The 24,676-nt window shown below is 66.0% G+C and carries 25 protein-coding genes; 9 read left to right on the top strand and 16 right to left on the bottom strand.

Annotation, left to right across the window (positions count from 1 at the left end):
- Positions 1 to 205: 205 nt before the first annotated feature.
- Entirely contained in the window at positions 206 to 610 is a 405-nt protein-coding gene (locus VF329_04945) for a helix-turn-helix domain-containing protein (GenBank protein HEX7080339.1), read from the top strand.
- Positions 611 to 775: 165 nt separating this feature from the next.
- Here VF329_04945 and VF329_04940 read toward each other — a convergent pair whose 3' ends face one another.
- The gene (locus VF329_04940; protein ID HEX7080338.1) at positions 776 to 1,009 is read right to left on the bottom strand and encodes a hypothetical protein; all 234 of its coding nucleotides are present in this window, start codon (positions 1,007 to 1,009) and stop codon (positions 776 to 778) included.
- Positions 1,010 to 1,420: 411 nt separating this feature from the next.
- Complete coding sequence (locus tag VF329_04935) at positions 1,421 to 2,179, bottom strand: class I SAM-dependent methyltransferase (GenBank protein ID HEX7080337.1); 759 nt, start codon at positions 2,177 to 2,179, stop codon at positions 1,421 to 1,423.
- Positions 2,180 to 2,294: 115 nt separating this feature from the next.
- Between VF329_04935 and VF329_04930 the strand changes: the two genes are divergently transcribed.
- The gene (locus tag VF329_04930; GenBank protein ID HEX7080336.1) at positions 2,295 to 3,098 is read left to right on the top strand and encodes a helix-turn-helix transcriptional regulator; all 804 of its coding nucleotides are present in this window, start codon (positions 2,295 to 2,297) and stop codon (positions 3,096 to 3,098) included.
- 21 nt (positions 3,099 to 3,119) lie between these two features.
- On the opposite strand, the gene VF329_04925 is transcribed toward VF329_04930, so the two are convergent.
- Positions 3,120 to 4,214 carry a cytochrome c gene (locus tag VF329_04925; protein HEX7080335.1) on the bottom strand — a complete coding sequence of 365 codons (1,095 nt, stop codon included), beginning with the start codon at positions 4,212 to 4,214 and terminating at the stop codon, positions 3,120 to 3,122.
- Positions 4,215 to 4,534: 320 nt separating this feature from the next.
- Here VF329_04925 and VF329_04920 point away from each other — a divergent pair, with 320 nt between their 5' ends.
- Positions 4,535 to 6,043, top strand: a complete 1,509-nt coding sequence (locus VF329_04920; protein HEX7080334.1) for a hypothetical protein — start codon at positions 4,535 to 4,537, stop codon at positions 6,041 to 6,043.
- A 72-nt stretch (positions 6,044 to 6,115) separates the two neighbouring features.
- Here VF329_04920 and VF329_04915 read toward each other — a convergent pair whose 3' ends face one another.
- Positions 6,116 to 7,573, bottom strand: a complete 1,458-nt coding sequence (locus VF329_04915) for an FAD-dependent monooxygenase (protein ID HEX7080333.1) — start codon at positions 7,571 to 7,573, stop codon at positions 6,116 to 6,118.
- A gap of 618 nt (positions 7,574 to 8,191) precedes the next feature.
- Between VF329_04915 and VF329_04910 the strand changes: the two genes are divergently transcribed.
- Positions 8,192 to 8,836 carry a dihydrofolate reductase family protein gene (locus tag VF329_04910; protein HEX7080332.1) on the top strand — a complete coding sequence of 215 codons (645 nt, stop codon included), beginning with the start codon at positions 8,192 to 8,194 and terminating at the stop codon, positions 8,834 to 8,836.
- A 90-nt stretch (positions 8,837 to 8,926) separates the two neighbouring features.
- On the opposite strand, the gene VF329_04905 is transcribed toward VF329_04910, so the two are convergent.
- The 4 genes from VF329_04905 to VF329_04890 form a co-directional block, all read right to left on the bottom strand.
- Positions 8,927 to 9,436: a DoxX family protein gene (locus VF329_04905; protein HEX7080331.1), complete on the bottom strand. Its 510-nt coding sequence runs from the start codon at positions 9,434 to 9,436 to the stop codon at positions 8,927 to 8,929.
- A gap of 28 nt (positions 9,437 to 9,464) precedes the next feature.
- Positions 9,465 to 10,550 carry an NAD(P)/FAD-dependent oxidoreductase gene (locus tag VF329_04900; protein HEX7080330.1) on the bottom strand — a complete coding sequence of 362 codons (1,086 nt, stop codon included), beginning with the start codon at positions 10,548 to 10,550 and terminating at the stop codon, positions 9,465 to 9,467.
- 72 nt (positions 10,551 to 10,622) lie between these two features.
- Complete coding sequence (gene arsH, locus VF329_04895) at positions 10,623 to 11,357, bottom strand: arsenical resistance protein ArsH (GenBank protein ID HEX7080329.1); 735 nt, start codon at positions 11,355 to 11,357, stop codon at positions 10,623 to 10,625.
- Positions 11,358 to 11,517: 160 nt separating this feature from the next.
- Complete coding sequence (locus VF329_04890; protein HEX7080328.1) at positions 11,518 to 11,871, bottom strand: metalloregulator ArsR/SmtB family transcription factor; 354 nt, start codon at positions 11,869 to 11,871, stop codon at positions 11,518 to 11,520.
- Between the two features lie 711 nt (positions 11,872 to 12,582).
- On the opposite strand from VF329_04890, the gene VF329_04885 reads away from it, so the two are divergent.
- On the top strand, positions 12,583 to 13,155 hold the full coding sequence (locus VF329_04885) for a hypothetical protein (protein HEX7080327.1): 573 nt from the start codon (positions 12,583 to 12,585) through the stop codon (positions 13,153 to 13,155).
- A 374-nt stretch (positions 13,156 to 13,529) separates the two neighbouring features.
- Entirely contained in the window at positions 13,530 to 14,306 is a 777-nt protein-coding gene (locus VF329_04880; protein HEX7080326.1) for a M48 family metallopeptidase, read from the top strand.
- A 4-nt stretch (positions 14,307 to 14,310) separates the two neighbouring features.
- On the opposite strand, the gene VF329_04875 is transcribed toward VF329_04880, so the two are convergent.
- The 3 genes from VF329_04875 to VF329_04865 all read right to left on the bottom strand — a co-directional run bounded on the left by VF329_04875 (position 14,311) and on the right by VF329_04865 (position 16,580).
- Positions 14,311 to 15,042, bottom strand: coding sequence for a hypothetical protein (locus tag VF329_04875; GenBank protein HEX7080325.1), 732 nt, complete (start codon positions 15,040 to 15,042; stop codon positions 14,311 to 14,313).
- 79 nt (positions 15,043 to 15,121) lie between these two features.
- On the bottom strand, positions 15,122 to 16,093 hold the full coding sequence (gene glpQ / locus VF329_04870; protein HEX7080324.1) for a glycerophosphodiester phosphodiesterase: 972 nt from the start codon (positions 16,091 to 16,093) through the stop codon (positions 15,122 to 15,124).
- Positions 16,094 to 16,145: 52 nt separating this feature from the next.
- Positions 16,146 to 16,580, bottom strand: a complete 435-nt coding sequence (locus tag VF329_04865) for a TIR domain-containing protein (protein HEX7080323.1) — start codon at positions 16,578 to 16,580, stop codon at positions 16,146 to 16,148.
- 182 nt (positions 16,581 to 16,762) lie between these two features.
- Between VF329_04865 and VF329_04860 the strand changes: the two genes are divergently transcribed.
- From VF329_04860 to VF329_04850, 3 genes are all read left to right on the top strand, one after another.
- Positions 16,763 to 17,518, top strand: a complete 756-nt coding sequence (locus VF329_04860; protein ID HEX7080322.1) for an endonuclease/exonuclease/phosphatase family protein — start codon at positions 16,763 to 16,765, stop codon at positions 17,516 to 17,518.
- Positions 17,519 to 17,534: 16 nt separating this feature from the next.
- The gene (locus tag VF329_04855; protein ID HEX7080321.1) at positions 17,535 to 19,562 is read left to right on the top strand and encodes a 3-hydroxyacyl-CoA dehydrogenase NAD-binding domain-containing protein; all 2,028 of its coding nucleotides are present in this window, start codon (positions 17,535 to 17,537) and stop codon (positions 19,560 to 19,562) included.
- An 84-nt stretch (positions 19,563 to 19,646) separates the two neighbouring features.
- Positions 19,647 to 20,696, top strand: coding sequence for a cyclic nucleotide-binding domain-containing protein (locus VF329_04850; protein HEX7080320.1), 1,050 nt, complete (start codon positions 19,647 to 19,649; stop codon positions 20,694 to 20,696).
- A gap of 45 nt (positions 20,697 to 20,741) precedes the next feature.
- On the opposite strand, the gene VF329_04845 is transcribed toward VF329_04850, so the two are convergent.
- Genes VF329_04845 through pabC form a run of 5 tightly spaced genes read right to left on the bottom strand, consistent with a single transcriptional unit; the run spans position 20,742 to position 24,617 of the window.
- Positions 20,742 to 21,080, bottom strand: a complete 339-nt coding sequence (locus VF329_04845) for a PilZ domain-containing protein (protein HEX7080319.1) — start codon at positions 21,078 to 21,080, stop codon at positions 20,742 to 20,744.
- Positions 21,077 to 22,105 (bottom strand): hypothetical protein, encoded by a 1,029-nt coding sequence (locus VF329_04840; protein HEX7080318.1) that lies wholly within the window; start codon positions 22,103 to 22,105, stop codon positions 21,077 to 21,079. Before VF329_04840 ends, VF329_04845 begins: the two co-directional genes overlap by 4 nt.
- A complete protein-coding gene (gene tmk, locus VF329_04835; protein ID HEX7080317.1) occupies positions 22,102 to 22,743 on the bottom strand; it encodes a dTMP kinase in 642 nt (213 codons plus the stop codon). Before tmk ends, VF329_04840 begins: the two co-directional genes overlap by 4 nt.
- A 37-nt stretch (positions 22,744 to 22,780) precedes the next feature.
- Complete coding sequence (gene mltG, locus VF329_04830) at positions 22,781 to 23,803, bottom strand: endolytic transglycosylase MltG (protein HEX7080316.1); 1,023 nt, start codon at positions 23,801 to 23,803, stop codon at positions 22,781 to 22,783.
- Positions 23,796 to 24,617, bottom strand: a complete 822-nt coding sequence (gene pabC / locus VF329_04825) for an aminodeoxychorismate lyase (GenBank protein ID HEX7080315.1) — start codon at positions 24,615 to 24,617, stop codon at positions 23,796 to 23,798. Before pabC ends, mltG begins: the two co-directional genes overlap by 8 nt.
- Between the last annotated feature and the right edge of the window lie 59 nt (positions 24,618 to 24,676).

The raw sequence follows: 24,676 nt of genomic DNA, 5'->3' as shown, positions 1-24,676 counted from the left end.
GGGCGCCGGAGCCCGGAGTCCGATCGCGACGGCCTCCACTGCGCCCGCGTAGCGGTCGTTTTCGGGCCGAAGCGCGCTCGAGCACCCGGGCGAGCGGGGCGCCGCTGTCGACGTATGCGCTCGCGCGTTCCGTCGAGGGAGGCGCTCGCTTGCGATGGGATGCCTCACGTAAGATGAAAATGATTCACATTCATGAGAAGCCCCGATGCGAGCGAAGCCGGCGAGTCAGCACCGGTCGCGCGAGAAGCGCGATCGAATTCTCGCCGCCATGGATAGGCTGCTGCAGAAAAGGCCGTTTTCCGCCATCAGCGTCGCCGATCTGGCCGCGGAGGCCGGCACTCCGGCCGCGACGATCTACCAGCGCTTCAGCAACCGGGACGCGACGGAGTTTCTGTTGAGGCGAGCGGATCAGGTTCGCGTTCGCGACCCGGATACGGCCGCTCACTTTATGGCTTGTGTCTACAACTTCATGCTGCTCGGCCCGCTGCTCCACGACGATGCGTCGTCGCCCTTCCTCGAAAATCCGGAAAGATTTGCATTCGAGCTTGCGGTAATGGCCTATCGATACCTTACGTGTGTCAACGAAGTGGGTGAGGGTGAGCCCCGATAAGATTTCTCGAGTCCGCGTCGTGGAGTCATTCCTCTCTCGCGGGGTGGCGACGGACGCCGACGAAAAAAAAAGACGCACCGGCCGAAGCCGGTGCGCCCTCCTCATTGATGGAGAAATGGACGGAAGACCCGCGATGCGACCCTCCCGCCCCGGCGGACTCGCAGCTTACTGCGGGGCGCCGCCACCGCCGCTCGTCGCGGCCTGATACTCGGCCTGATCCAGCGAGCCGTCCTGGTTCGCATCGGCCGTCGTGAAGTCCAGACCCTCGACTGCCGCAGCCTCTTCCTGGCTGATCGAGCCGTCCATGTTGGCATCGACCTCCTCGAAGGAGGGCGCCTGCGCGAACGCAGCACCGGCAAAGCCGAGACCCAAGAGGGCGATCGAAAGCTTCGTCTTCATCTGTCACTTCTCCATGTCGTTGGCGTTTGCAGTTCGGAAAGCACTCCGGCTTCCGTCGCGAAGCTCACTGCAAGCCGTGTGCCATCGCGTCGTTTCGCGTGGAATTACGCGGTTTCGGCGGCGATCGCGCGGTCAGCGCGGCCTGCGCCGGCAGCGAATGTGTTACCCCTGCCCGACACTACTCTGCCGAGCAGTTACGACGAAGCGTGGGAATACGCCGCTGGAGTGGCGCGAGCAGGGTGTCGTGAAAGGGCGGCAGTAATCGCGTGCGCGTGCCTTTGGGGCGTTGCCGCTGGAGACACCCGTAGGATTGCCTACGCCGCAGGGCGGCGGGAGACGCGGCCGAGCCGGGCAGAAGTGGAATCATTTCGCCACGGGAAGAGGCACTCCGATCGGGGGCAGCGAGCCGATCTACCGGACTTCGAGCAGCAGCGTTTCGAGCATGAAGCTGCCGTCCGCTTCGATCCCGAAGTGCGTGCGCACCTCGGCTGGGGCGCGCGTTTGGAGCGAGCGGATCGCACGAGCATGCAGCTCCGGCGTAGCGGTGCGCGCGATCCAGGGAGAAAACTCGATCCGAAGCCTTCTCGAGCTCATCGACGTCACGACGAAGCCCGCGCGAGAGAGCGCGGCCAGCCACTCGTCGGCGGCGTAGCTGCGAACGTGAGTCGCGTCGCGCAGCACCTCGACGGCCTGAAGGTGCGTGTCGAGCAGGGGACGACCGGGCGAGACGGAGTCGACGAAGACCGCAAGCCCGTCGGCCTTAAGGACCCGCCGCGCCTCGCGAAGACCCGCGTCGAGATCGCTCCAGTGATGCGTGCTGAATCGGGACAGCACGATATCGAATGAATCGTCCGCGAACGGCAGTCGTTCCGCGGCGCAGCGTCGGACGCTGATGTGCTCGAAACCACGCTCGGTTGCCGCGCGCCGCACGGTTTCGAGCATCTCGACGGACAAGTCGCTCGCCACGACCTCGGCGACATGCGGCGCCACCCGCAGACTCACGTGGCCGCCGCCGCTGCCGAGATCGAGCACTCGAGCGTCCGGCCGGCCGCGTACCAACGCCTCGATACGATCGAGATCCTCGCCCGCGGCGTGAACGCGGCTTTCGACGTAAGCGTTCGCGCGCGGTCCGTATTCCCGCGCGACGAAATCGTGGTGGTCGTTGCTCATGCAAAGCTCCTCAGGAGGTGAGACGAGGGGCCTGTCGTAAGGCCCGGGCGGAAGCATTACCAGCCGAATAAACTGGTACAAGACGCGTGGTTATCCTGGTATAAAAACTCCCGGGATGCGTCAGAAGAGCGATCGCCGTCGCCGGCTCGGCGAGTTTCTCCGCGCGCGACGCGAGCGGCTCGCGCCGAGCGACGCAGGCTTGCCTGAAAGCTTCGTCCGGCGTCGGACTCCGGGCTTGAGGCGCGAGGAAGTCGCACTGCTCGCCGGTCTGAGCCCGACCTGGTACACGTGGATCGAGCAGGGCAGAAGCGTGTCCGCGTCGCCGCACGCGCTCGCGCGCATCGCCGATGCGCTTCGTTTGACGTCGACCGAGCGCGCCTATCTGTTCGAGCTCGCGGAGAAGCGCGATCCGCAAGCTAGCGACGCATCTGCTGAGGCGCCCCCGTCGGCCCTCGTCGCCGCCCTCGATGTGGTGGCGACGCCCGCGTATCTGCTCGATCGCGCCTGGCGCGCGTGCGGGTGGAACGCGGCGGCCGAGACGTTATTCGAGCCTTGGCTCGGCGGGCCGGAGCGGAATCTGTTGCGCTACGTTTTTCTCGAGCCGAGCGCTCGCGAGCTGATTTGCGACTGGCGTCAGCGAGCTCGCCGCCTGATCGCGGAGTTCCGCGCGGACACGTCGCGGCTCGGTGAGGATGAGGAAATCGCTCAGCTGGTCCGCGAGCTCAAATCCGAGAGCGACACTTTCGGGGCGCTTTGGGACGATCACGCGGTCCTCGAGCGGGAAGGCGGGCTCCGGACGTTCCAACACCCTCGGTATGGCCGCCTGGCCTACGAGCAGCTGACCTTGCGGCCTTCGATGGCCCCTTCCTACAAGCTCGTGATGCTCATTGCGCACAACGCGGCAGGCCCGAGCGCGTGAGCCGCGGCGACGGCTGAAGGCCTACCAGCCTTCGAGCACGCCGCCGTCGAACCAGTCCCAAAGCAGGTAGAAGACGAGCTCCGTCTCGCGCTCGGAGCGGTTCGTCACAGGAAGGCGGAAGCCCGCCGCCGCCATCACATGCTGACGCGTATTCAGCGTGACCTGGAACTGGGGAACGACGTCCCACTCGATGTCGGCCCCACCGTCGAGCTCGCGCGCCGCGAGGACTTCCATGATCGGCGTCCACGCGCGGCCGAAGCCTCCGTCGCGCGTCCACGTGCGGCCGAACGCCCCGCGCACGGCGATCTCGTCTTCGAGCGCGCTGTCCGCGGGGAGCTCCGCGAGCGCCTGAAGCTGCACGAATGCGTCGCGCGGCAAGAGCTTGCCGAACGCGACGTACGGCTCGAAGACGGTCGTGCTGGTGCCGAAGCCTTTGGCCTCGTCGCCGGTCGGCAGCGCTAGCTCGCCGCCGATCGCCAGAATCGAGCCACGCTCGAGGCTGTGACGCAGCGTGTGCTTGACGCCGACAGCGAGATCGCCGGCGCCGCTTTCGGTGCCGAGCGGGTCGCCGACGTCGGCGCGGATCAGCGGCAGAGCGATTTCGATCTGATTACGCGGGCCGAAGCGCTGCTCCCAAAGGAATTTGTGCGCGAGCGAGTTACGACCTTCGGTCACGACCGTCGTCGTGATCACCGCCTCGTCCTCCGGAAACGCCTTCTCGGTGAAAAGCGCGCGCGTCATGTTGAGCTCCCCGCGGGGCCAGCTCGGATCGCGGCACATCGTCCTGATGTGGTCGAGCGCGCTCTGAATCTCCTCGTCGGTCAGCGCCTCGCCGAAGGCGGGCATCATCCGGTCGAAGCCTCTGATCGGCCCGCCTTCGTGCGTGATCGCGAACCAGTCCGCATCGGGCTCCCGGGAGGCGAAGTCGCAGTCCGTGAAATCAGGCACGGGCGTCGGGAACGCAAGCTGGCTCTGTGCGAGGCCTCGGCCGTCGCTGCCGTGGCAGGCCGCGCATGCGGCTTCATACGTTTCGGCGCCGCTGCGTGTTTGGGCCGACGCCGACAATCCGACGATCGATGCAAGAAATACGGAAACAGCGGCGATCGTGATTCGCACTACGAAAACCTGCGGCTTCATAGCGTGCTTTATGGATACGGCCTTGCATCCCATGCGAAGAGGGTAGGTGGCTCGCGCGGGAGTCGAGTGAAGGCGCCTGCAACCATCCGTTGCCACGCGCTCGACGGCAAGTATAGTGGTGTCAGCACGAAAACGAGAGCGGCAACGAATACATGCGCGTGCAAATCATTTCCATTTGCGTTGTCGGACTCGTCACTCTCGCGCTGCGATGCTACGCCCAAACGGAAGCATCGGACGTCGAAGAGATGCCGTCCGGGTACTTCCTCACCTCGGATCAGTGCATCGCCTGCCATAGCAACTTGCGGAGCTCATCGGGCGAGGACGTCTCGATCGGCTACAACTGGCGCGCATCGATCATGGCGAACTCGGCGCGCGATCCCTATTGGCATGCCGGCGTGCGACGCGAAGTGATGGATCATCCCGAGGCACAGGCCGCGATCGAGGATACGTGCTCGACCTGCCACATGCCGATGGCGCGATTCGAGTCGGCGGTCGGAGGAGGGCAGGGGAAAGTGTTCCGCAACCTGGCCGCCGCTGCCGCGGGCGCGGCGGCAGACGCGCCGGCTGCCGCCTATGCCGAGCTCGCGATGGACGGCGTCTCGTGCACGGTCTGTCATCAGATCAGAAGCGACAACCTCGGCGAGCACGCGAGCTTCGACGGCGGGTTCGTGATCGACACGACCTTGCCCCCGGGGGAGCGCGCTATCTTCGGGCCTCATGACGTCGATCCGGGCCGGCAGGCCGTGATGCGCTCGGCCGCGCGGTTTCTGGCGAGCGAATCGACGCACTTGCAGCAATCCGAGGTGTGCGCAACCTGTCACACGCTCTACACGAGCCCTTTGAACGAGCAGGGTGAGGTCATCGGGGAGCTGCCGGAGCAGGTGCCCTACATCGAGTGGCTGAACAGCAGCTACCGCGACACGTCGAGCTGTCAGAGCTGTCACATGCCGGAGCTCGACGAGGACATTCCGATCACGTCCGTGCTCGGTCAGCCCCGTCCGAACTTCTCGCAGCACGTCTTTCAGGGCGGCAACGCATTCATGCTTGGGATCTTGAACAAGCGCCGCGGCGAGCTCGGAGTCATCGCGTTGCCGCAGGAGCTCGATGCGGAGATCGCCCGGACGAAGGCGTTCCTGAGGTCGTCGACGGCGCGCGTCGGAATCGAATCCGAGCGCATCGACGGCCGAACGCTCGCTTTCGACGTCGTCGTCGAGAATCTCGCCGGGCACAAGTTCCCGACCGCTTATCCATCGCGGCGTGCGTGGTTGCACGTCGCGGTCACCGACGCGAGCGGCACGAAGGTGTTCGAGTCCGGCGCGATGCAGGAAAACGGCGCGATCGCCGGCAACGACAACGATCTCGACGGCAGCCGATACGAGCCGCACTACGACGAGATCCGCTCTGCCGATCAGGTGCAAATCTACGAGCCGATCATGGTCGACGAGCAAGGTGCCGTGACGACCGGGCTGCTGAAGGGCGTGCGATACGTGAAGGACAACCGGCTGTTGCCGCAAGGGTTCGACAAGGAAAATGCGCCGCACGACGTCGCCGTGCAAGGTGCTGCGGCGGCGGACGACGACTTTTCGGCCGGCGGCGACCGAGTGCGTTATCGAGTGGCGCTTCCGGACGAGCTCGCCGCGCCGCTTCGCATCGAGGTTCGTTTGCTTTTCCAGTCGATCGGCCGCAGATGGGCCGAAAACCTGCGGGCGTACGATGCCGAGGAGACGCGTCGCTTCGTGTCCTATTACGACTCCGCGGCGCGCGATTCGGCGGTGCTGATCGCCGAAGCCTGGGCGGAGCTGCGCTAGGCGGCGCCGGACTCGGCCCTTTGGCCCGCGTCGTCGCCAACGTCTGCGGCAAGCATCACGGTTGGCTCGGGACTACGCCGCAGCAGGCGGTCCGAACCAAGTGGTCAATGCGTCGGTGAGGCCCTGCCGAGTCGAGTCTCCGACCCACGCCACGTAACCGTCCGGCCGAATTACCACCGCGGTCGGCGGAGTTACCCGACCGAGCACCGGAAGCTGCCAGGACCCTGCGTAACGGGCATCGACCCGCCGAACGCGATCGGCCCATCCCGCGATCTCGGAGCCGCAGTGCTCATCGAGATTGAGCAGCACCGGTCGAGCGTCGTAGAGGAGGGTGGAGACTCGCACCGGACCGTCGGCGGTAACCAAGTCGAGATCGGGCATGCGCCGACCAAGCAGCGGATGCCCCTCGCCGAGGTCGTAGTGAACGTCCAGTCCGGAGATCATCGCGGCGAGCCACTTGCGCGGCTCGTCCATGCCTACGAGCTTCGCAGCGATATCGCGCAAAGCGTTGGTACGGTCGTCCGTGCGAAGCAGCGCGACTTGCGCCATCGTGTTCTTCAGCACGCGTGCGCCGACCGGATGCCGCTCGGCGTGGTAGCTATCCAGGAGACTTTCGGGCGACGTCTTATTGACGACCTGAGCGAGCTTCCACCCGAGGTTCACCGCATCCTGCACACCGATGTTCAGGCCCTGTCCGCCCGTCGGGTAGTGCACGTGCGCGGCGTCGCCGGCGAGCAGCACGCGTCCCTGGCGGTAGGAAGCAGCCTGCCGGGCCATATCGGTGAATCTCGAGATCCACGTGGGAGCGTGGACACCGAAATCGGTGCCGTATACCGCGATGAGTGCTTCGCTCAGGTCGCGCAGCGTAGGCTCGTCCGCCGCCGCGTGGCTCTCTTCAGTCACGAGGACCCGCACCCGCCGGCCATCCTCCATCTTGCTCAACCCATGAATACCGAGAGCGTCGCGGCGTAAGCCCCATTCCGGCTCCTGCGCGACCTCGACTTCGGCGATCAGATTGCTGATCGTCGGATCCCATCCGGGGAACTCGATGCCGGCGGCTTTCCGGACGACGCTGCGCCCGCCGTCGCACCCGACGAGATAATCCGCCCGCAGCGAACGGCCGTCGGACAGGTTCACGTGCACCCCTGTGTCGTCTTGCGCGAACCCTGTCACTTCACGCCCGCGGTAGATCGGCACTCCCAACTCATCGACCCAGTCGGCGAGGATGCGCTCGATTTCGTTCTGCCGCAGCGCGAGGCCGTAGGGGTGCCGCGTGGGAAAGTCGCTGATGTCCAGAGGGAACCACGCGAACCCGCCGACCTGGGCGACTTTCCCCGCGGACAAGAAGCGATCAGCGATTCCACGTTGCTCGAGAACTTCGATCGTTCGCGAGTGCAGGCCGCCCGCGCGCGAGCCGGCGAGCTCCTGCGTGACGCGCCGCTCGACAATCGCCGCATCGACCCCTGCCAACGCCAGCTCGCCAGCCATCATCAACCCCGTGGGGCCGCCTCCGGCGATCACCAACCGCATGGTCGTTCATTTGTCGTGACTCCCGCCTCGGCCGAATTGCGGCGTGGGCGGCGATGGTGCAGCAAGAACAGGGCCTTCCCGCAAGCCCCCATGCCGGCTATATTCTGAAAGTGGCAAGCAGCGGCGATTCCGCCGCTTCCTCGTGCACTCCCAGCGCGGCATCTATCTCGTCAAGGTGAGCGGCAAGCGTTGCGGCCGGGCGCTTGAATGCCATGCCCCTGCAGAGCTCGTTTCCGCGGAAGCGTTTGTTGAACGATTCTTATTCGAGAAACGCTTCCGCGGAATCGGCGCCGGGCGGAGAAGAAGACGCCGGTCGGAGCGGCACTGGCCCCGACCACCACTGTCGGGACCACGAAATTCCGGCAACCCCGTTCGTTCTGCTTCAATACCTTTGTCGCCGAGATTCCGCCACCGCGCACTCAAAGGTTCCGCATATCTATCAATTAATTAGGATAATTATCTCCAGATGCCTTGAATTATCGGAGCGGAATTCCGGCAACGAGGACTGATTGCGTTGGTTCGATCGAGTGTTTTCACATCGACAAGCGGGACATACCGTCTTGTCGAACTGCTCAATACGACCTAAGACCAGAGCAAGGCCCAAACCACGGAGACGACATGTCCAAACTTCGCGTAAACGCCTTCAGCGTGTCGGCCGACGGGTTCGGTGCCGGACCGGATCAGGGCCGCGACCACCCACTGGGCCGCGGCGGTGAACAGTTGCACGGCTGGTTCATTCCGACCCTCACTTTCCAGCAAAACGTACAACGGCGCGAGAGCGGAACGACGGATATCGACAACGACTTCGCGGCACGCTCGTTCGAGAATCTTGGCGCCTGGATTATGGGCCGCAACATGTTCGGGCCGGTACGCGGACCTTGGCCGGACTTCGAGTGGAAGGGCTGGTGGGGAGCCAATCCGCCGTACCACGTGCCGGTCTTCGTTCTCACACACCATCCACGTCCGCCTCTGGAGATGGAGGGCGGCACCGTCTTCCATTTCGTCACCGAAGGAATCGAGGCTACGCTCGAGCGGGCACGGGCTGCGGCCAACGGCAAGGACGTGCGGATCGGCGGCGGTGCCGCCACCATTCGCCAGTATCTCCAGGCGCGACTCATCGACGAGATGCACCTGGCGATATCGCCGATTCTGCTCGGACGCGGCGAGCCCTTGTTCGAAGGTCTCGACCTTCCATCGCTCGGCTACGAAGTGAAGGAGCACGTCTCCACCGGGGCGGCGATGCACCTGGTCGTGCGCCGGTAGCAGCCGAATGCGGGGTGGTCAACCGCATCGAACAGGACGATCGTACTCCGCATTGCCCTCGTGCGGCGTTAACGATCGGCGGCTCGTCCTCTACGGTGCCATCCTTGGCGAAACGGGTCGGCCACTGCTATGCCGCCGCGCATCCACAGACCATCGACCGCCACCTGCGAGGAGCACGTACATCGCGCCCAAAAGCATCGCCCAATCGGTGCGCGTTTCATGCGCCATGCTCCAGAAGCCGTAACGACTGAGCTCACGCACGTTGAAGATCAGCCAGTCCGAACCGAGCAGAATCGGGATTTTGGTCGAGACGATGGCAACGATCATGATGACGATGATCGGCACGGCGGCGTAGCGGCTCAGGAAACCGACGAGCAGCAGCAGCCCGCAGACGAGCTCCACCCAGCCGACGAGGGGCCCCGTGAATTCGGGCCACGGGATGCCGATGCCCGAAAAACGCCCGCTGCCAAGGATCTCGGGAAAGATCAGCTTCTGTATCCCTTCCGGGATGAACACGCCAGCCAGCATGATCCGGATGAGAATTGCCCATCGGCTTTCACCCGGAGAACGCCACCAGTCACCGTCCCATGCTCTGCTCATTGCTTGCTACTCCTCCTCGACACCGCTTCTAGGAGAACGTCGCTCCTTCGCTCAGACGAGCGCCAATTGCCTCTGCATCGTATGCGACTCCACAGACGAGCCCGGAAGCACGAGACGTTTGCCAATCGCGTCCCACGTAGTAGAGCCCGGGTACCGGCGAGATTCCGCGGTGCTCCAGCAACCGCCCCCCTTCGGTCGCACCCGGAATGTCTACCCATGTCGTGTCGTCAACGTAACCCGCCGCGTAAATCACGGCATCGACGTCACGCTGGCTACCATCCGCGAGGGTCACCCGCTGCCCCTCCGCGTCGACGCAACGGCGCATCACCTCGATGCCCGCTCTACGCAGCGCCCGGAGCTGGAGATTCAGCCCGGGTGTCAAGTCGAGCGCACGCACGAGACGACCGGCGACGCTGGCTTTGTCCGCGGTGAGTAGGCCCGTGCGCAGCGCGAGCTCCGTCGTATCAGTGCCGAACAAGCGTTGAAAGCCGAAGTTGCGCCGACGTCCGGTAGCGAGGATGACGCTGTAGTGAGGCGCGAGCTCGAGCGCAATCTGCCGGCCCGTTGCGCCATCGCCGACGATCAACACGCGACGTCCGCGGATCTGCGCAGGGTTGCGATACGAGGCGGCATCGAGTTGCAGCACGTGCGGTGCAAGTCGAGAAGCGAAGCCGGGAACGCGCGGGCGCTGGAAGGTCCCGATGGCGACGACGACGGCTCGGCTGGAAATGACGCTACCGTCGTCCAGCTCTGCCCGGAAATGCTCCTGCTCCCTCGTAAGACGCGCAACGCCGTTGCCGGCGACGACGGGCAGAGAGAAGCGCTTGGCGTAGCGCTCGAGGTAGTCGCCCATCTCGTCCTTGCCGGGATAGCCGCGCGGATCGCCTTCATGGTCGAGACCGGGCAGGGTGCTGATACGACGGGGCGTGAAGAGCACGAGGGAATCGAACCGCCTGCGCCACGAATCGCCGATTCTGGGGTGGCGCTCGTGCACGACGCAGGCTACGCCGCGCTCAGTCACCGCCCGGGCCGCGGCGAGCCCGGCCTGGCCGGCGCCCACGATCAGCACGTCTACCGCTCGAGTCGCGGTTCGAGGCGACTTGATGGTCAGCATGGACCCGTTACGAAGTCCGTGATCCGGAAGGTATACGCGTCCCGGCGCTCACGAAGCGCAGGGGCTCGTGCCTCAACGGGTGTTCGACGCGGCATCAACCATGCGCTCGATCTTCTGAGCGGCTTCGGCGTCCGCTCGTCGCTCACTATAGCGATCATTTAGATATGAGGCGTGATCGCGTGTGAGGAGCGTGAACTTCACCAGCTCTTCCATTACATCGACCACGCGATCGTAGTAGGGCGACGGCTTCATGCGTCCAGCTTCATCGAACTCCTGAAACGCTTTGGGCACCGAGGACTGGTTCGGGATGGTGATCATGCGCATCCAGCGCCCGAGGACCCGCAGCGCGTTCACTGCGTTGAAGGACTGCGAGCCGCCACAGACCTGCATCACTGCGAGCGTGCGTCCCTGGGTTGGGCGGATGCTGCCGGTGTTCAGCGGCAGCCAGTCGATCTGACTCTTGAACACGCCGGTGATATTGCCGTGGCGCTCCGGGCTGCACCACACTTGGCCTTCCGACCACTCGGACAGGGCGCGTAGCTCCTGCACCTTCGGATGATTCGCGGCCGTGGCATCCGGCAGCGGCAACTCCCGCGGATCGAAGATGCACGGCTCGGCGCCGAAGCGACGCAGCAGGCGCGCCGCTTCTTCGGTCAGAAGGCGGCTGTAGGAGCGCTCGCGCAGCGAGCCGTACAGCAGCAGGATGCGCGGTGGATGCATCGAAGGGTGTGGGAGGGCAAAGCGCCCGACATCCGGTGCGTCCACGTGGTCGGAGTCGAGGTTCGGCAGAGTGTCGGGATCCGGCATGGGTCGCACTCGCGGCGTGCCTCAAGCGCAGCAGGCGGCCCTGCGATCTTGCGCTTCCGCTTTCTCCGGGGAGGTGCAGCAGACGCGGACCGCTGCAAGGAAATCGACGGCAGCCGAAAGAGAGGGGCGAGCGGTGATCGTTGTCATGATGCGGTCTCGGTCAGGCGACCTGGGTGGCCTTGCGACTGCCGGACGGCTTCTTAGGCGCGGTTGCGGGCGTGCAGCCGCCGGCTCCGCTGCAGCAGTTCTCGGTCAGATAGCCGACCAGTGCATTCATCGCGTCGAAGTCGGCGGCGTAGATGAGCTGCCGACCCATGCGCCGCTGAGTGAGCAGGCCCGCGCGCGTCAGATGCTGCAAATGGAAAGTGAGCGAGGACGGAAGGAGGCCGATGCGCTCGGCGATCTCGCCGGCCGGGAGTCCCTCCGGGCCCCTCTCGACGAGGAGGCGAAAGACGGCGAGGCGGTGCTCGTGCGCGAGAGCGGCCAGAGCTTCGATGGCGTCGCGGGTTTTCATGTCTACTACGATATTCCGAGGATAATCGAAATGTCAAGCGAGTAGCTCATCGGAGCTCGGCAACGGTTTCGTCGGACCTCACCTTTCAGCGCAGGTCAGGCCGTGGCTTCGTCAGCACCTAAGACGATCACGCCTACGGCACGAGCGTGCAGTTCGGTCCGAGCTTCGCATCGAGCACGTTCAAAATCGCCGCCCACCATTGAGAAGGCATGCGGAGCAGCAGTCTGACGCTCCTACGTGCGGCCAATGCCTCCCGCGAAGTCCATAACGACGATACACAAGGCGAGGGGGCTCGAATGCGATAAAGCCGCCCGGCGCAGGCTATCGCCTCAGCCCGAGCCCGCCGATCCCTGACGCTCAATGCGATACCGGAATTTTGAAGAGGGTTACCGGAATTTCGTTGGCCGGACAACATCTGCCGACAGCTACTTTCGTCGACTAAGCTCTAAATTGACATAATATACATTATGCGCACTGGACTATCGACGGTCGGTTCCTCCTTCACCGACCGTCCTGTGACCGTCCCGTGCCCGTTTGCCTCCCGCGACGCCATCCCGAGGCGTCGATGAGCCCCTCGAGCTTCGCGCCAGCCGGCGCCGCCACGCTGTCGGAACGCTTTACACTTTCTGATTTCGGTCATTAAGTAGCGTCGCTAACTTATTGGTGTAGAGAAAATTTTCGAAATGGCATACGACTTGCTTCCGATGGTTCATGGACACCTCGAAGCTCTTCGCGAGCGCCATGCTTGCGCTCTTGCTCGGCATCTCCTTTCCGGCGGCGGCTCAAGACTGGAGCCTTGTCCTGAACGGGAAATCGATCCATGTGAACTCGTCCAAAGATTGGAACGAGCAAAACTGGGGCCTCGGCATCGAGCGAGAATTCGACGCCGGGTCGCGCTGGGTCAAAGTAGCGCTCTTCAACGGCTTCGTGGACAGCGCCGACGAGATGTCGTACATGGCCGGCGGCGGCCTGAAGCGCCGTTTTCGGCTCTCGTCGCTCCACGAGGGCCTTTTCGTCGATGTCGGCGTCGTGGGCTTCCTGATGACGCGCCAAGACGTCAACGACAACGAGCCGTTTCCCGGGCTTCTGCCGGCGCTGACGTTCGGTACCCGGAGCGTCGCGCTGAATCTGACCTATCTTTCCCAGTCGATGATGGACAGCGCGACGAACGTGACCCGCGTGGATCCCACGGTCAGCGGGCTCGTGTTTCTGCAGTTGAAGCTCGATCCGCGTCTGCTGTTCGGATTCGCCGATAAGCGAATACGGATGGCGTCGGCGGACTGACGCTCCTCCGGCGGACTGACGGCCTCGTCCGCCGGGCGCGTCCGGCCCTTGACGGCGCCCGGCGCTCGACGGCGCCCGGCTCTGACAGCGAACCGGCAGCCCTGCGGCCCGCGGCTCCGGGGCGGCTTGGCGCCGCCTGCCGCCACGGTTGCCGCGGGACAAGCCCCGCGGGATGCCGCGTCAGCCAGCCCCCGGTCCGCCGCCCATGCGGCGGCGCCCTCAGGCCAGACGCCGCGTGGCACCCGCGCAACGGCCGCCGGTGCTGGGGGACCGGCGTCGCGGCACCCCGGGACCGCTTGTAGTATGCTTCTCAGAGTGAACCGCCGGAGTCCTCCGGGACTCCAAAGACGCAGCGATCACGAGGCAGGTGACCCATGCGCCAAGTCACGATCCGGAGCGGTGCCGCCGCCCTAGCCGCCGGTCTGCTCGGCGGCGTTTTGCTGGCTAGCACGGCCCAAGCCGGCCTGTTCGTCTCCGAGAAGGAAATCGAGCGCGAAGCGCGCGTGCAATGGCTGATGATGAAGAAGCACTTGCCGCCTGCGCCGGACGCCAGGGTGCAAGCCTACGTCGAGTGCATCACGAACGACATCATCGACGTGCTGGACCCGTCGTTCGGAGATCTCCCATGGGAGATCCGCGTGTTCGACGACGAGACCATGAATGCCTTCGCGATGCCGGGCGGTAAGGTCGGCGTGTTCACCGGCATCTTGAGAGTCGCCGACACGCCGGACGCGCTCGCGGCCGTCATCGGGCACGAGATCGCGCATCTCACGTCCGATCACGTGATGGAGCGCGCCAAGCGGCAGTCACGGGGCGACGCGCTTGCGATTCTCGGCGGCGCCGTCGCAGGCACCGACATCGCGCGCACGGCCACTGCGTTGCTGTGGAATCTGCCGTACAGCCGCAAGCAGGAGAGCGAGGCGGACGTCGTCGGTCTCGAATACATGGCGAAGGCCGGATTCGATCCGCGCGCGACGATCTACTTGTGGAAGAACATGTCGGCCGCCAACGAGAATAAGCCGCCGGAGTTCCTGTCGACGCACCCGGGCGATGACCGGCGCCTCGACGATCTGATCAAGAACTTGACGCCCGCGCTCGTCCAGTACAACGCCGCTCGCGAGGCGGGCAAGCGACCGGCCTGCCAGCTCTAACGGATCAGTCTTCCGCGGCGGGCTCGGAGCGCGATCCCTCGGCGGGCGCGCTGGAAGGCTGCTCGGCCTCCTCTCTGCCGCCGTCTTGCGTCGGCGGCGCGGCAGCGCCGCCGGGTGCTGCCCCAGCCTCCTCCGGCTGCTCGGGCACCTCGAGCTCCCCGCTCCCGACCGGCGGCGGCGGAGCGGCGACGCCCTCCTCCACGAAAAGCTCGATCAGCTGATCGTCGTTGACGGAGCGGATGTCGTCGACGCGGCAGATGTCCCGGGACGTCGGATCGACCTGGATCGCCCCGTCGAACCCGGCGTCGTCGCTCGGGAAGCCGCCGAGACCCCGGCGGCGGCCCGTGATCGGATCGATCGATTCGCGGTCGAACAACGCGGACGGGTCGATGATGCCCGCATACAGGTAGAGCCCGGTGGTCGTGCTGCAAATCTGCGCGCTTCGGACCGGCGCGACCCGATCGAACCGCCCGAGGGCGGCTTGCATGAAATGGATCTGAGGCGCGATCGCGACGTCGCACGCGATGCCTTCGAGCTCGACGACGAAGGGGCAGCGCTGCGACCCGACGTAGACGACGACGGTGTCGCTGTCGACGACCTCGAACGAGCGGACGTCACGCTCGAAGAAACAGTCCGTGACTTCGCAGCGGTCGGCGGGGCCCGTATCGCTCGTCGTGGGAGCGCCCGCGCAACCGACCACCATCAGCGGGAGGAGGCTTGCGGCCAGCAGCTTCATCGGAAGTGTCTCGGAGCAAAACGTGAAGACACTCTAGACAGTCAACTGTAGGTGAGTTCCGAGGGGCTGTCCATCGGGTTCAGCGCCTCGCTTCGCCCCTTTCTCCGCTCGTGCGCCGCGCGAGACCGTCGCGCACCCGAACCGCGATGTCGGGATGGTCGCAGAAGACCCCGCTCACGGCGACTTCCTCGAAGAAAAACGCCAAGAGCGCCTCGAACGTCGGAAAAAATGCCGGCACCTGATCACGGCGAAACGTATACGGGTAGAGCTCGAGCCCGGCGGTGGCCGCGGCGAGGGCCGTGTCCGCGGTCTCGACGACGGCGACGCCCTCGCCCGCTCGCCGGACGTCGACCAGCTGCGCGAAATGCGGGCCCAGGATCTCCGCGTACGAGGCGATCTCGGCGAGCGCGCCCGGGTCCGGAAACGGCCGGTCGTCCTCGACCAGCTGCGCAAGCCGCAAGCGCGTGCCGAGCGCTTCCCGGCACCTCTTGAGCTCGGAGGCATCGAAGCACTGGACGAAGACCCGGTCCTCGGCGGAACGATAGCCGAACGCGGCGAGCGTCTCGAGCAGCCGACGCGCCAGGTCGATGCCGTGCCGGCGATGGAAATCGGGGTGCTTGATCTCCGGGCAGATCCCGACGTTCCGCCCGGTCTCACGGTTCAGCTCCTGCACGAGCCGCAGCTCCTCGTCGAGCGTCGCGACCCGAAAAGCGACGGCGTCGTCCCGGAACCGCTCGGGGAACAACGGTTGCGGCCCGTCCGGCCGGCGGCGCTCGCGCACGCGCAGGGCCTTGATCTCGTCCAGATCGAAGTCGATCACGTAGTGCCGGCCGTCGTCGCGAGCGCGGCCGGGGAAGCGCGCGGCCACGTCCGTGACCTGGTCGAGAAAGAGGTCGTGCAGCACGACCAGATGACCGTCGCGCGTGGCGACGACGTCCTGCTCGACGAAGTCGGCGCCTTGACCGTAAGCGAGCACTTTCGCTTCGCGCGTGTGCTCGGGGAGATAGCCGCTCGCGCCGCGATGCGCGATGACCGCCGGAGCGCGGGTCATCGGTTTTCGGCGCCGTGGGCCGGCGCGGGCGGGCGGCGCGCGGTCGGCGACGTCAGTCCGGCATCTGGAACTCGATGACGTCCCAGCGGGTGGTCTCCTCGTGCCGGGCCTGGCGGCGGACGGCGTCGACGATGGAGCGCTCGTTCCACCCGACGACCTCGGCGGCGCGCTTCGCCACCTCCTCGGGTACCTTGCCGAGCCCGCCGAACGGCTCGAGCGCGATCAGCGGCAGGTCCATGGCTTGCGCGGCGTCCATTTGATACGTGATCCAGTCGCGGTTCTCCAAGTACAACCCGCTCAGCACGAGCACCGCTTCGGCGTTCTTGATCTGGTTGCGCAGCTCCTCCTTCAGCGCCTCCTTGCCTCCGGCTGCCGGCACGCGATCCGGGGCGCTGCAATTGACGTAGAAAAAGTTGGAGGCGGCTTCCAGATACTCGAAGACGCGGTGGTAGTCGTCGTGCTGCCCGAAGGCGTGGGTGACGAACACTCGAATAGGATTCTTCTCCGACATCGGCTCCGGCCCCTGACCCGTCTCGTGTCGTGGAACCTACTACCGGGTCGCGCCGTTTGCAACGAAACGCGCGGGATTTTTGTGATGCCGTTCCGAACACGGGGCGATCAGCGGCATTACGCCTCAAAATGGCCCTACGGCTTAGGTACACTACCCGAATGCGCCTTCTGCTGTACAACATTCGGTACGGGCTCGGTTTGGGAAAGGCCCTTCATTGGCCGTTGCCGGGCGTCGGTTATCTGCTCGGCAACCTCGGCAACCTCCAGCGAATCACGGACTTCATCAAGGCCCAGAACCCGGACATCGTCGCGCTCGTCGAGGTCGACACGGGCTCGATCCGCACCCGCCGCATCAACCAGGCCGAAGCCATCGGCAAGGCCCTCGGCCACTACTCCGTTTACCAATGCAAATACGGCGCCGCGTCGCTCAACCAGCACCTGCCGATCGTTCGCAAGCAGGGCAACGCGTTTCTCGCAGCGCCGCACGTGCACGGCGAGCGCTTTCACTATTTCGACAAAGGCATCAAGCGGCTGATCATCGAGCTCGAGCTCGAGGATTGCTCCATCTTCCTCGTGCATCTGTCGCTGAAGTATCGGCATCGTCACGCGCAGCTGCGCTCGTTGCACGATCTGATCCTTCAGTCGAAGAAGCCGGTGCTCGTCGCAGGCGACTTCAACACCTTTTGGGGCGAGCACGAGATCTATCTCTTCATGAAGGCCACCGGGCTGCAAAGCGCGAATTCGCGCGGCCTGCCTTCTTATCCGAGCCGCTCCCCGCGCAAGGAGCTCGACTTCGTCCTCTACGGCGAAGGCATCAGCGTCACGAGCTTCTCGATCCCGAACGTCAACTACTCGGATCACCTGCCGCTCGTGTGCGATTTCGAGGTCGCCGGCAAGTCCCGTGTCGCGGCCTGACGGAGCGGGACCGCACGTGGCCGCCGCCGTCCGGAAGCATTGGCGCCGCGACACCGATGCGAGCGGCATCTGCCGGTTGACGCTCGACAAGGCCGAGTCGAGCGCGAACACGCTTTCGAAGGACGTGCTGCTCGAGCTAGATGCGGAGCTGCGCGAGCTGGCCGACGAGAACCCTCGCGGCGTCATCTTCCGATCGGCGAAATCCACGGGATTCATCCTCGGCGCGGACGTGAAGGAGTTCGAGCGGATCTCCGACGCCGCGGACGGCGCGCGCCTCGCGATGCAGGGGCAGATCGTGCTTGCGCGGATCGCAGCGCTCGACGTTCCGACCGTCGCCGCTCTGGACGGGTACACGCTCGGCGGGGGGCTCGAGCTCGCGCTCGCCTGCCGATATCGAGTCGCCGTGATCGGCTACGAGCGCACCATCGGCGTGCCCGAGGTGCAGCTCGGCATCCACCCGGGTTTCGGCGGCACCGTGCGACTCGTTGAGCTGCTCGGCGCGCCGCGCGCGCTCGATCTGATGCTGACGGGTCGGTCGCTATCGCCGGTCGAGGCTGCGGAGGCCGGCCTGGTGGACCGCGTGGTCGAGCGCGACGAGCTCGATCGCGCATGCGTGGAGCTCATCGAAGCGCAGCCGGCGCCGCGGAAGGCGCCGCTCCACCTGCGCCTCTTGAGCCGCAGGCCGGTGCGGAACCTGCTCGCGCGGCGTATCCGCGCAGAGGTCTCGCGGAAGGCGAATCCGAAGCACTATCCGGCGCCCCAGGCGATCCTCGATCTTTGGCTACGTCACGGCGGCCGCGGCCCGGCCGCGTACGTCGCCGAGGCCGAGTCGATCGGCGAGCTCCTGGTCAGCCGGACGGCGAAGAATCTCGTGCGGTTGTTCGTGCTCCGCGAGCGCATGCGCCACCTCGCCCCTCGCAGCGACACCGTGCGCCGCGTGCACGTGATCGGCGCCGGCGTGATGGGCGGCGACATCGCTGCGTGGTGCGCCCTCCGCGGGCTGCACGTCACCGTGCAGGACCGGGCGATGGAATTCGTGGAGCCGGCGCTGAAGCGGGCTCGGACGCTGTTCGAGAAGCGCTTGAAGGCGCCGGGCGCCGCGCAAGCCGCGTTCGAGCGCCTCGAGCCGGACCTCGAAGGCCGCGGCGCGGCGGCGGCGGACGTCGTGATCGAGGCCATCGTCGAGGACGTCGAGGCGAAGAAGGCGCTGTGGCGCGATCTCGGGCCGAGGCTGCGCCCGGAAGCGGTTATCGCCACGAACACGTCGAGCATTCGGCTCGAGGAGATGGCCGGCGCGCTCGAGCGGCCGGAGCGGTTCGTCGGCTTGCATTTCTTCAACCCGGTCGCGAGCCTGCCGCTCGTCGAGGTCATCCGCGGCGAGAGCACCGGCGAGGACGCGATGCGGGAGGCGCTCGCGTTCGTCGTCCAGATCGGCAAGCTGCCCCTCCCCTGCCGTAGCTCGCCGGGTTTCGTCGTGAATCGAGTGCTGATGCCTTACATGCTGGAAGCGCTCGAGGCGCACGCGGACGGCTACGCGCTCGAGACGATCGACGCCGCGGCGAAGGCGTTCGGCATGCCGATGGGCCCGGTCGAGCTCGCCGACAAGGTCGGTCTCGACGTCGCGCTCCACGTCGCGAGAATCCTGGCCGAGCCGCTCGGCCGATCGGTGCCGAAGGCGCTCGCGAGCAAGGTCGAAGCCGGCGAGCTCGGCGTGAAACGCGGCGCCGGCTTCTACCGGTACGACGGCGAGCGGGCGATCAAGCAGCGCACCTTCCCGCCTCCCGACGGCGACCTCGAGGATCGATTGATGTTGCCGCTGATCAACGAAGCCGTCGCCTGCTACGCAGAGCGTGTCACCGACGATCCCGACCTGCTCGATGCCGGCGTGGTCTTCGGCACCGGTTTCGCGCCGTTCACCGGAGGCCCGCTGCGCTATGCCCGCGAGCGCGGTCCGCACGAGATCGTCGCGCGGCTCGAGCAGTTGGCCGAGCGCCACGGCCCTCGATTCGTCCCGCACGGCGGCTGGCGGCGCTTTGAAGCGTGAACGCAATAACACGGCCCCGAGGCGCCGTGTGGTAGACTCCGAGCCCGTTGTCACTCGTCGCCCAAAGCCTTCTGAAACAATGAGATGAGCAGACCCGTCGACGTCAAGGAGCTGAAGAAGCTGTCGCCGATGGCCAGCTTGAAGAAGGAAAATCTTCATGCGCTGGTGAAGAAGGTCAGAGTGAGAAACGCGCAGCCCGGAGAGGCGCTGTTCCACGAGGGCGATTCAGAGAAGCGCACGGTCTACGTGCTCCGCGGCACGGTCCAGCTCCGAGAGGGCGGGCGCGTCGTGCAGACGATCAAGGGCGGAACCGAGGAGGCGGCGAACCCGCTCGCTCCGGTCCTGCCGCGGCGCTGCTCGGCGGTCGCCGCAACGCCGTGCGAGTACATCGCCGTCGACAGCGATCTTCTGGACGTGATGCTCACGTGGGACCAGACGGGCTCGTACGAAGTCAGCGAGCTGCGCGGCGACGCCCCGGCGTCGGACGATTGGATGACCACGCTCCTGCAGACGAAGGCGTTCTACAAGATTCCGCCGGCCAACATCCAGGCGATCTTCATGCGCCTTCAGCAGGTCAACTACAAGGCCGGCGACGTCGTCATCAAGCAGGGCGACGAAGGCGACTACTTCTACATCATCACCCGCGGCCGCTGCATCGTCACCCGCGAGACGCCGCTGAACAAGGAAGGCATCCGCCTCGCCGAGCTTCATGTCGGCGACACGTTCGGCGAGGAGGCGCTGATCTCGGAGTCCAAGCGCAACGCCACCGTCTACATGGATACGGACGGCTCGGTTATGCGGCTCGGGAAGGAGGACTTCCGCACGCTGCTGAACGAGCCGATGCTCGACTGGGTCGATCGCGACGAGGCGGAGGAGATCGTGCGCGCGGGCGGCCAGTGGCTCGACGTGCGGCTGCCGAGCGAGTTCGAGGCGTACCACAACCCGGGCGCGATCAACGTGCCGCTCTATTTCATCCGGCTGAAGCTGAAGACCCTCGACCCTTCCGTGAAGTACGTCGTCTGCTGCGATACCGGAAGGCGCAGCTCGGCGGGCGCCTTCATCCTCAACGAGCGCGGCTTTCAGACGTACGTGCTGCGCGGCGGCTTGAACCGTACCGACCTGCGCGCGCAATAATCCCGCGCGCGCCCCGCCGTCGATTCGAATGCTGCCCCGCGTCGCCTACAACGTGTGCGTCGGCTTGTCGCCGCCGAGTGCGCCGGCCAGGTACGTCTCGATGCGCTTCTGCGTGTTGCCCTGGTCCTGCTCGCTGAACTGAACGCCGATCCCGGCCGTGCGCTTGCCCTGCGCGCCCTTCGGCGTGATCCAGATCACTCGCCCGGCCACCGGAATCTTTTCCTCCTCGCCCATCAGGCTCAGGAGCATGAAGACCTCGTCGCCAAGCTTGTAGCTCGAATTCGTCGGGATGAACAGGCCGCCGTTCTTGACGAACGGCATGTACGCGAGATACAGCGCGCTCTTGTCCTTGATTGTAAGCGTCAGCAATCCCGGTTTCGTCACGTTCGCCGCCCTCTTTCGAGTCGGAAGTCGAGTAGTAACGCGTGCAGAGCCAGCTCGACGTTGATGCCGCTGCCGAGCCGATCGAGAAGCTTCTCCGCGGCGTCTCGCCGCTCGAAGAGCGCCCGGACCGGCAGGACGAGCCATGCATTATGCAGCCGTGCGCCTCCGGGCGGTGTGACCGCGGTCGTATGCGCTCCCGAAGCGCTGCGTTCCCGAATGGCGTGCTCGAGACGGCGGATCAGCCAGCACAGGGCTTGCTCGACGTCCTTCCGCACCCACTCCTCGGCGACCGCCTTCGGATCGAGCTTGCTCTGAGAAATAAGATCAAGTTGTTCCTCTAGATTATTTAAAAAAGCTAGTTTTTCCGGATCCATGAGCTCGACCGCTTGAAGCGGCGCCCGCCCGGAAACCAGGAGAACCGGGTGCGCTTCGGAGGGGTCGAGCCCGAGCCACTCGGCGGCGATCCCGCTCGGAGGCGGCTCGACCGCGAGCCCTTGGCAGCGGCTGCGAATCGTCGGGAGCAGGCGATCGGGCTGATGGCTGATCAGCAGCAGGTAGGTCTGCTCCGCCGGCTCCTCGAGCGTCTTCAAAAGCGCGTTCGCGGCGGCGACCGTCATCGCCTCCGCCGGCTCGACCACGGCGACCTTCGCCGCGCCGCGAAAGCCCTTCAACGTCAGACTCTGCGAGAGGTCGCGAATCTGCTCGATGCCGATCGTCCGTTTGTCCTCCTGCGGAAAAACGAAATGCAGATCGGGATGATGATCGCCGGGTGCACGGCGTTCGCGCATCGCGGCGGCCGCCGCCTCCGCGTCGAGGTCCGGAGGCGCGCTCTCGGTTCCCGACAGCAGCCGGTGCGCGAAGACCAGCGCGAGATTCAGCTTGCCCGTGCCGGCCGGCCCGTGAATCAGCCAAGCATGGCCGAGCCGCTCGCTGCGGCGGGCCGTCTCGAGGCGCTCGAGCGGCGCCGCGAGCCAAGGGCAAAGGCGCGTGCCGAGCGTGACGAGCGCGGGTTCCTGTAGGCTCATCGGCGGTCGAACTCCGCCGCGAAGCGCATCACCGCCTCCGCGACCTCCTGCTCGACGTGGGCCTTCGTGCCCGACGCATCGATCCGCCGGATGCGGGCCGGGTAGCGTTCCGCAAGACGAAGGTAGGTCTCGCGCACGCGCTCGAAGAACTCGGTTTGCTCGCGCTCGAAGCGGTCGGGCTCGCGATCGCGGATGCGCGCCCGTCCCACATCGACGGGGGCGTCGAGCAGAAGGGTCAGATCCGGATCGAGACCGCCGTACGCCCCGTGCACGCCGTCGCGGAGGCATTCGAGGAACGGTGCCGACACGCCTCGCCCGCCGCCCTGGTAAGCGAACGTCGCATCGCTGAATCGGTCGCAGACGACCCATCGGCCCGCCTCGAGCGCCGGAGCGATAACGTGACGCAGGTGATGAGCGCGCGCCGCGAACATCAGCAGCGCTTCCGTCTCGGCCGAAAGGCTTTCATGATCGCAGCTCAGCACCCATTCCCGGATCCGTTCCCCGAGGACGGTGCCCCCGGGCTCGCGTGTCACGACGACGCGGCGGCCTTGCGCCGATAGGCATCGCTCGATGACTGCGAGGCTCGACGTCTTGCCGACGCCTTCGATGCCTTCGACCGTGATGAATGCTCCTCGCACGTGCGTATTGTTCTCGGTCGCCGCAAGCGGCGTCGCTTCATTGATCCGGTGCGTTGCGCAGCCGCTCGAGATAGCGGCCGACGGCGCGGTTGTGCTCTTCGAGCGTGGACGAGAAATAGTGGCTGCCGTCGGGCAGCCCGGTGGCGACGAAATACAGCGCATCGCCGGGGGCCGGATTCACGGCCGCTTCGATCGACGCGGCGCTCGGCAGCGATATCGGCGTCGGCGGCAGCCCGGCGCGCGTGTAGGTGTTGTAGGGCGTGTCGGTCGAGAGATCGCGGCGGCGCAGGTTCCCGTCGTAGACGTCGCCGAGCCCGTAGATCACGGTGGGGTCGGTTTGCAGGCGCATGCCGCGCTTCAGCCGCTGGTTGAAGACGCCGGCAATCAGCCGCCGCTCGCTGTCGAGCGCCGTCTCCTTCTCGATGATCGAAGCGAGAATCAGCGCGTCGTAGGGCGTCTCGAGCGCGACGTCGGCGCTCCGGTCGGCCCATGCCGCGCCGAGCACGCGCTCGAGCCCCTCGTGCGCGAGTCGCAGCAGCTCGAGATCGGACGTGCCTTTCGGAAACGAGTAGGTATCCGGGAGAAACTGCCCTTCCGGATGCACGCCGGGCTCACCGAGCGCGGCCATGATCTCGGCTCCGTCGAGGTCGGTGGCCTGCACCGCGGGATGCTCGCGCAGCGCGCGCAGCAGATCCTCGAAGCGCCAACCTTCGACGATCGTGACCTGGTGCAGATGCACTCGCCCCGCGACCAGCATATCGAGCAGCTCGAGCGGCGTCGTGCCGCGTGCGACGCGGTACTCGCCCGCGTGGATGTGTGTGGCGGCCCCCGACAGGCGCGCGTACCAGGTCAGAATCCACGGCTGTCGAACGAGGCCGCGCTCGCCGAGCTCCGCGCTGACCCGCGCGAGCGGCGTTCCCGGAGCAATCTCGAAAAACTCGGCCGGCTCCGCGATCGGCATCGGCGAAGCGAGCTCGCGCCACGCGACGACACCCGCCGCCGCCGCGCCGATCAGCAGCAGCGCGAGCGCCGTGACGGCGATCAGCAGAGTCTTACGCATTCGGCCCGTACCCGAGCAGCCGCATCAGCGCTTGCGTGCGCGGCCCCACCGAAAAGACGCATGCATCGACACGGCTGACCGGCTTGATGCCGAACAGCGCGTTGGTCACGAACAGCTCGTCCGCGTCGAGGAGCGTCGGAAGGTCGATGTCGGCCTCGATCGCCTCGAGCCCGGCTCGTGCGGCCTGCTCGAGAACGACGCGCCGCATCACGCCGTGCACGCCGCAGCGCGTGAGCCGCGGCGTCAGCAGGCGGCCTCCGCGAACGGCGAATACGTTGCTCGAGATCCCGCCGACGACGAAGCCGCCGCTGCTTCGCACGAGTCCCTCTTGCGCGCTGGTTCCCACGAGCTCCATCCGAGCAAGCACCTGCTCGAGCCGGCACAAATGCTTGAGCCCCGCGAGCTGTGGGTTCTCGCCCAGCCGCAAGGCGCAGGTCTTCAAGCCGATGCCCCGAGTGTAATCGGCGGCGGGCGGCTCGGACCAGGGCGCGATCGACAGAATCCGCGTGGGTTTCGCGGGCTCCGGCGGCGCATAGCCGCGTGCGCCGGAACCGCGCGTGACGATCAGCTTGACGACCGCATCCTCGAGCGCGGGGCAGTGGGCTTCGATCTCGGCGCGCAGGGCCGAGCGGTCCGGCGTCGGTATCGCGAGCCGAGCGCAACCGTGCGTGAGGCGATCGAGATGGTAGTCGAGCCAGCGGATGCGTCCGGCCCGGCACGCCATCGTCTCGAACACGCCGTCGCCGTAGGCGAGACCTCGATCCGAGGGATCGACGTTCTTGCGCTCACCGTTGACGAGCCAAAGCGATTCCACGACACGCTCCGTGCCGGTTCCGGCTCAATGCTGCGGCGGCCGCCGAGGCGATCGGTCGT

This window comes from Gammaproteobacteria bacterium, from assembly GCA_036381015.1.
Classification (GTDB): domain Bacteria; phylum Pseudomonadota; class Gammaproteobacteria; order Steroidobacterales; family Rariloculaceae; genus ZC4RG20.
This window is presented reverse-complemented; position numbering and strand designations above follow the sequence as displayed.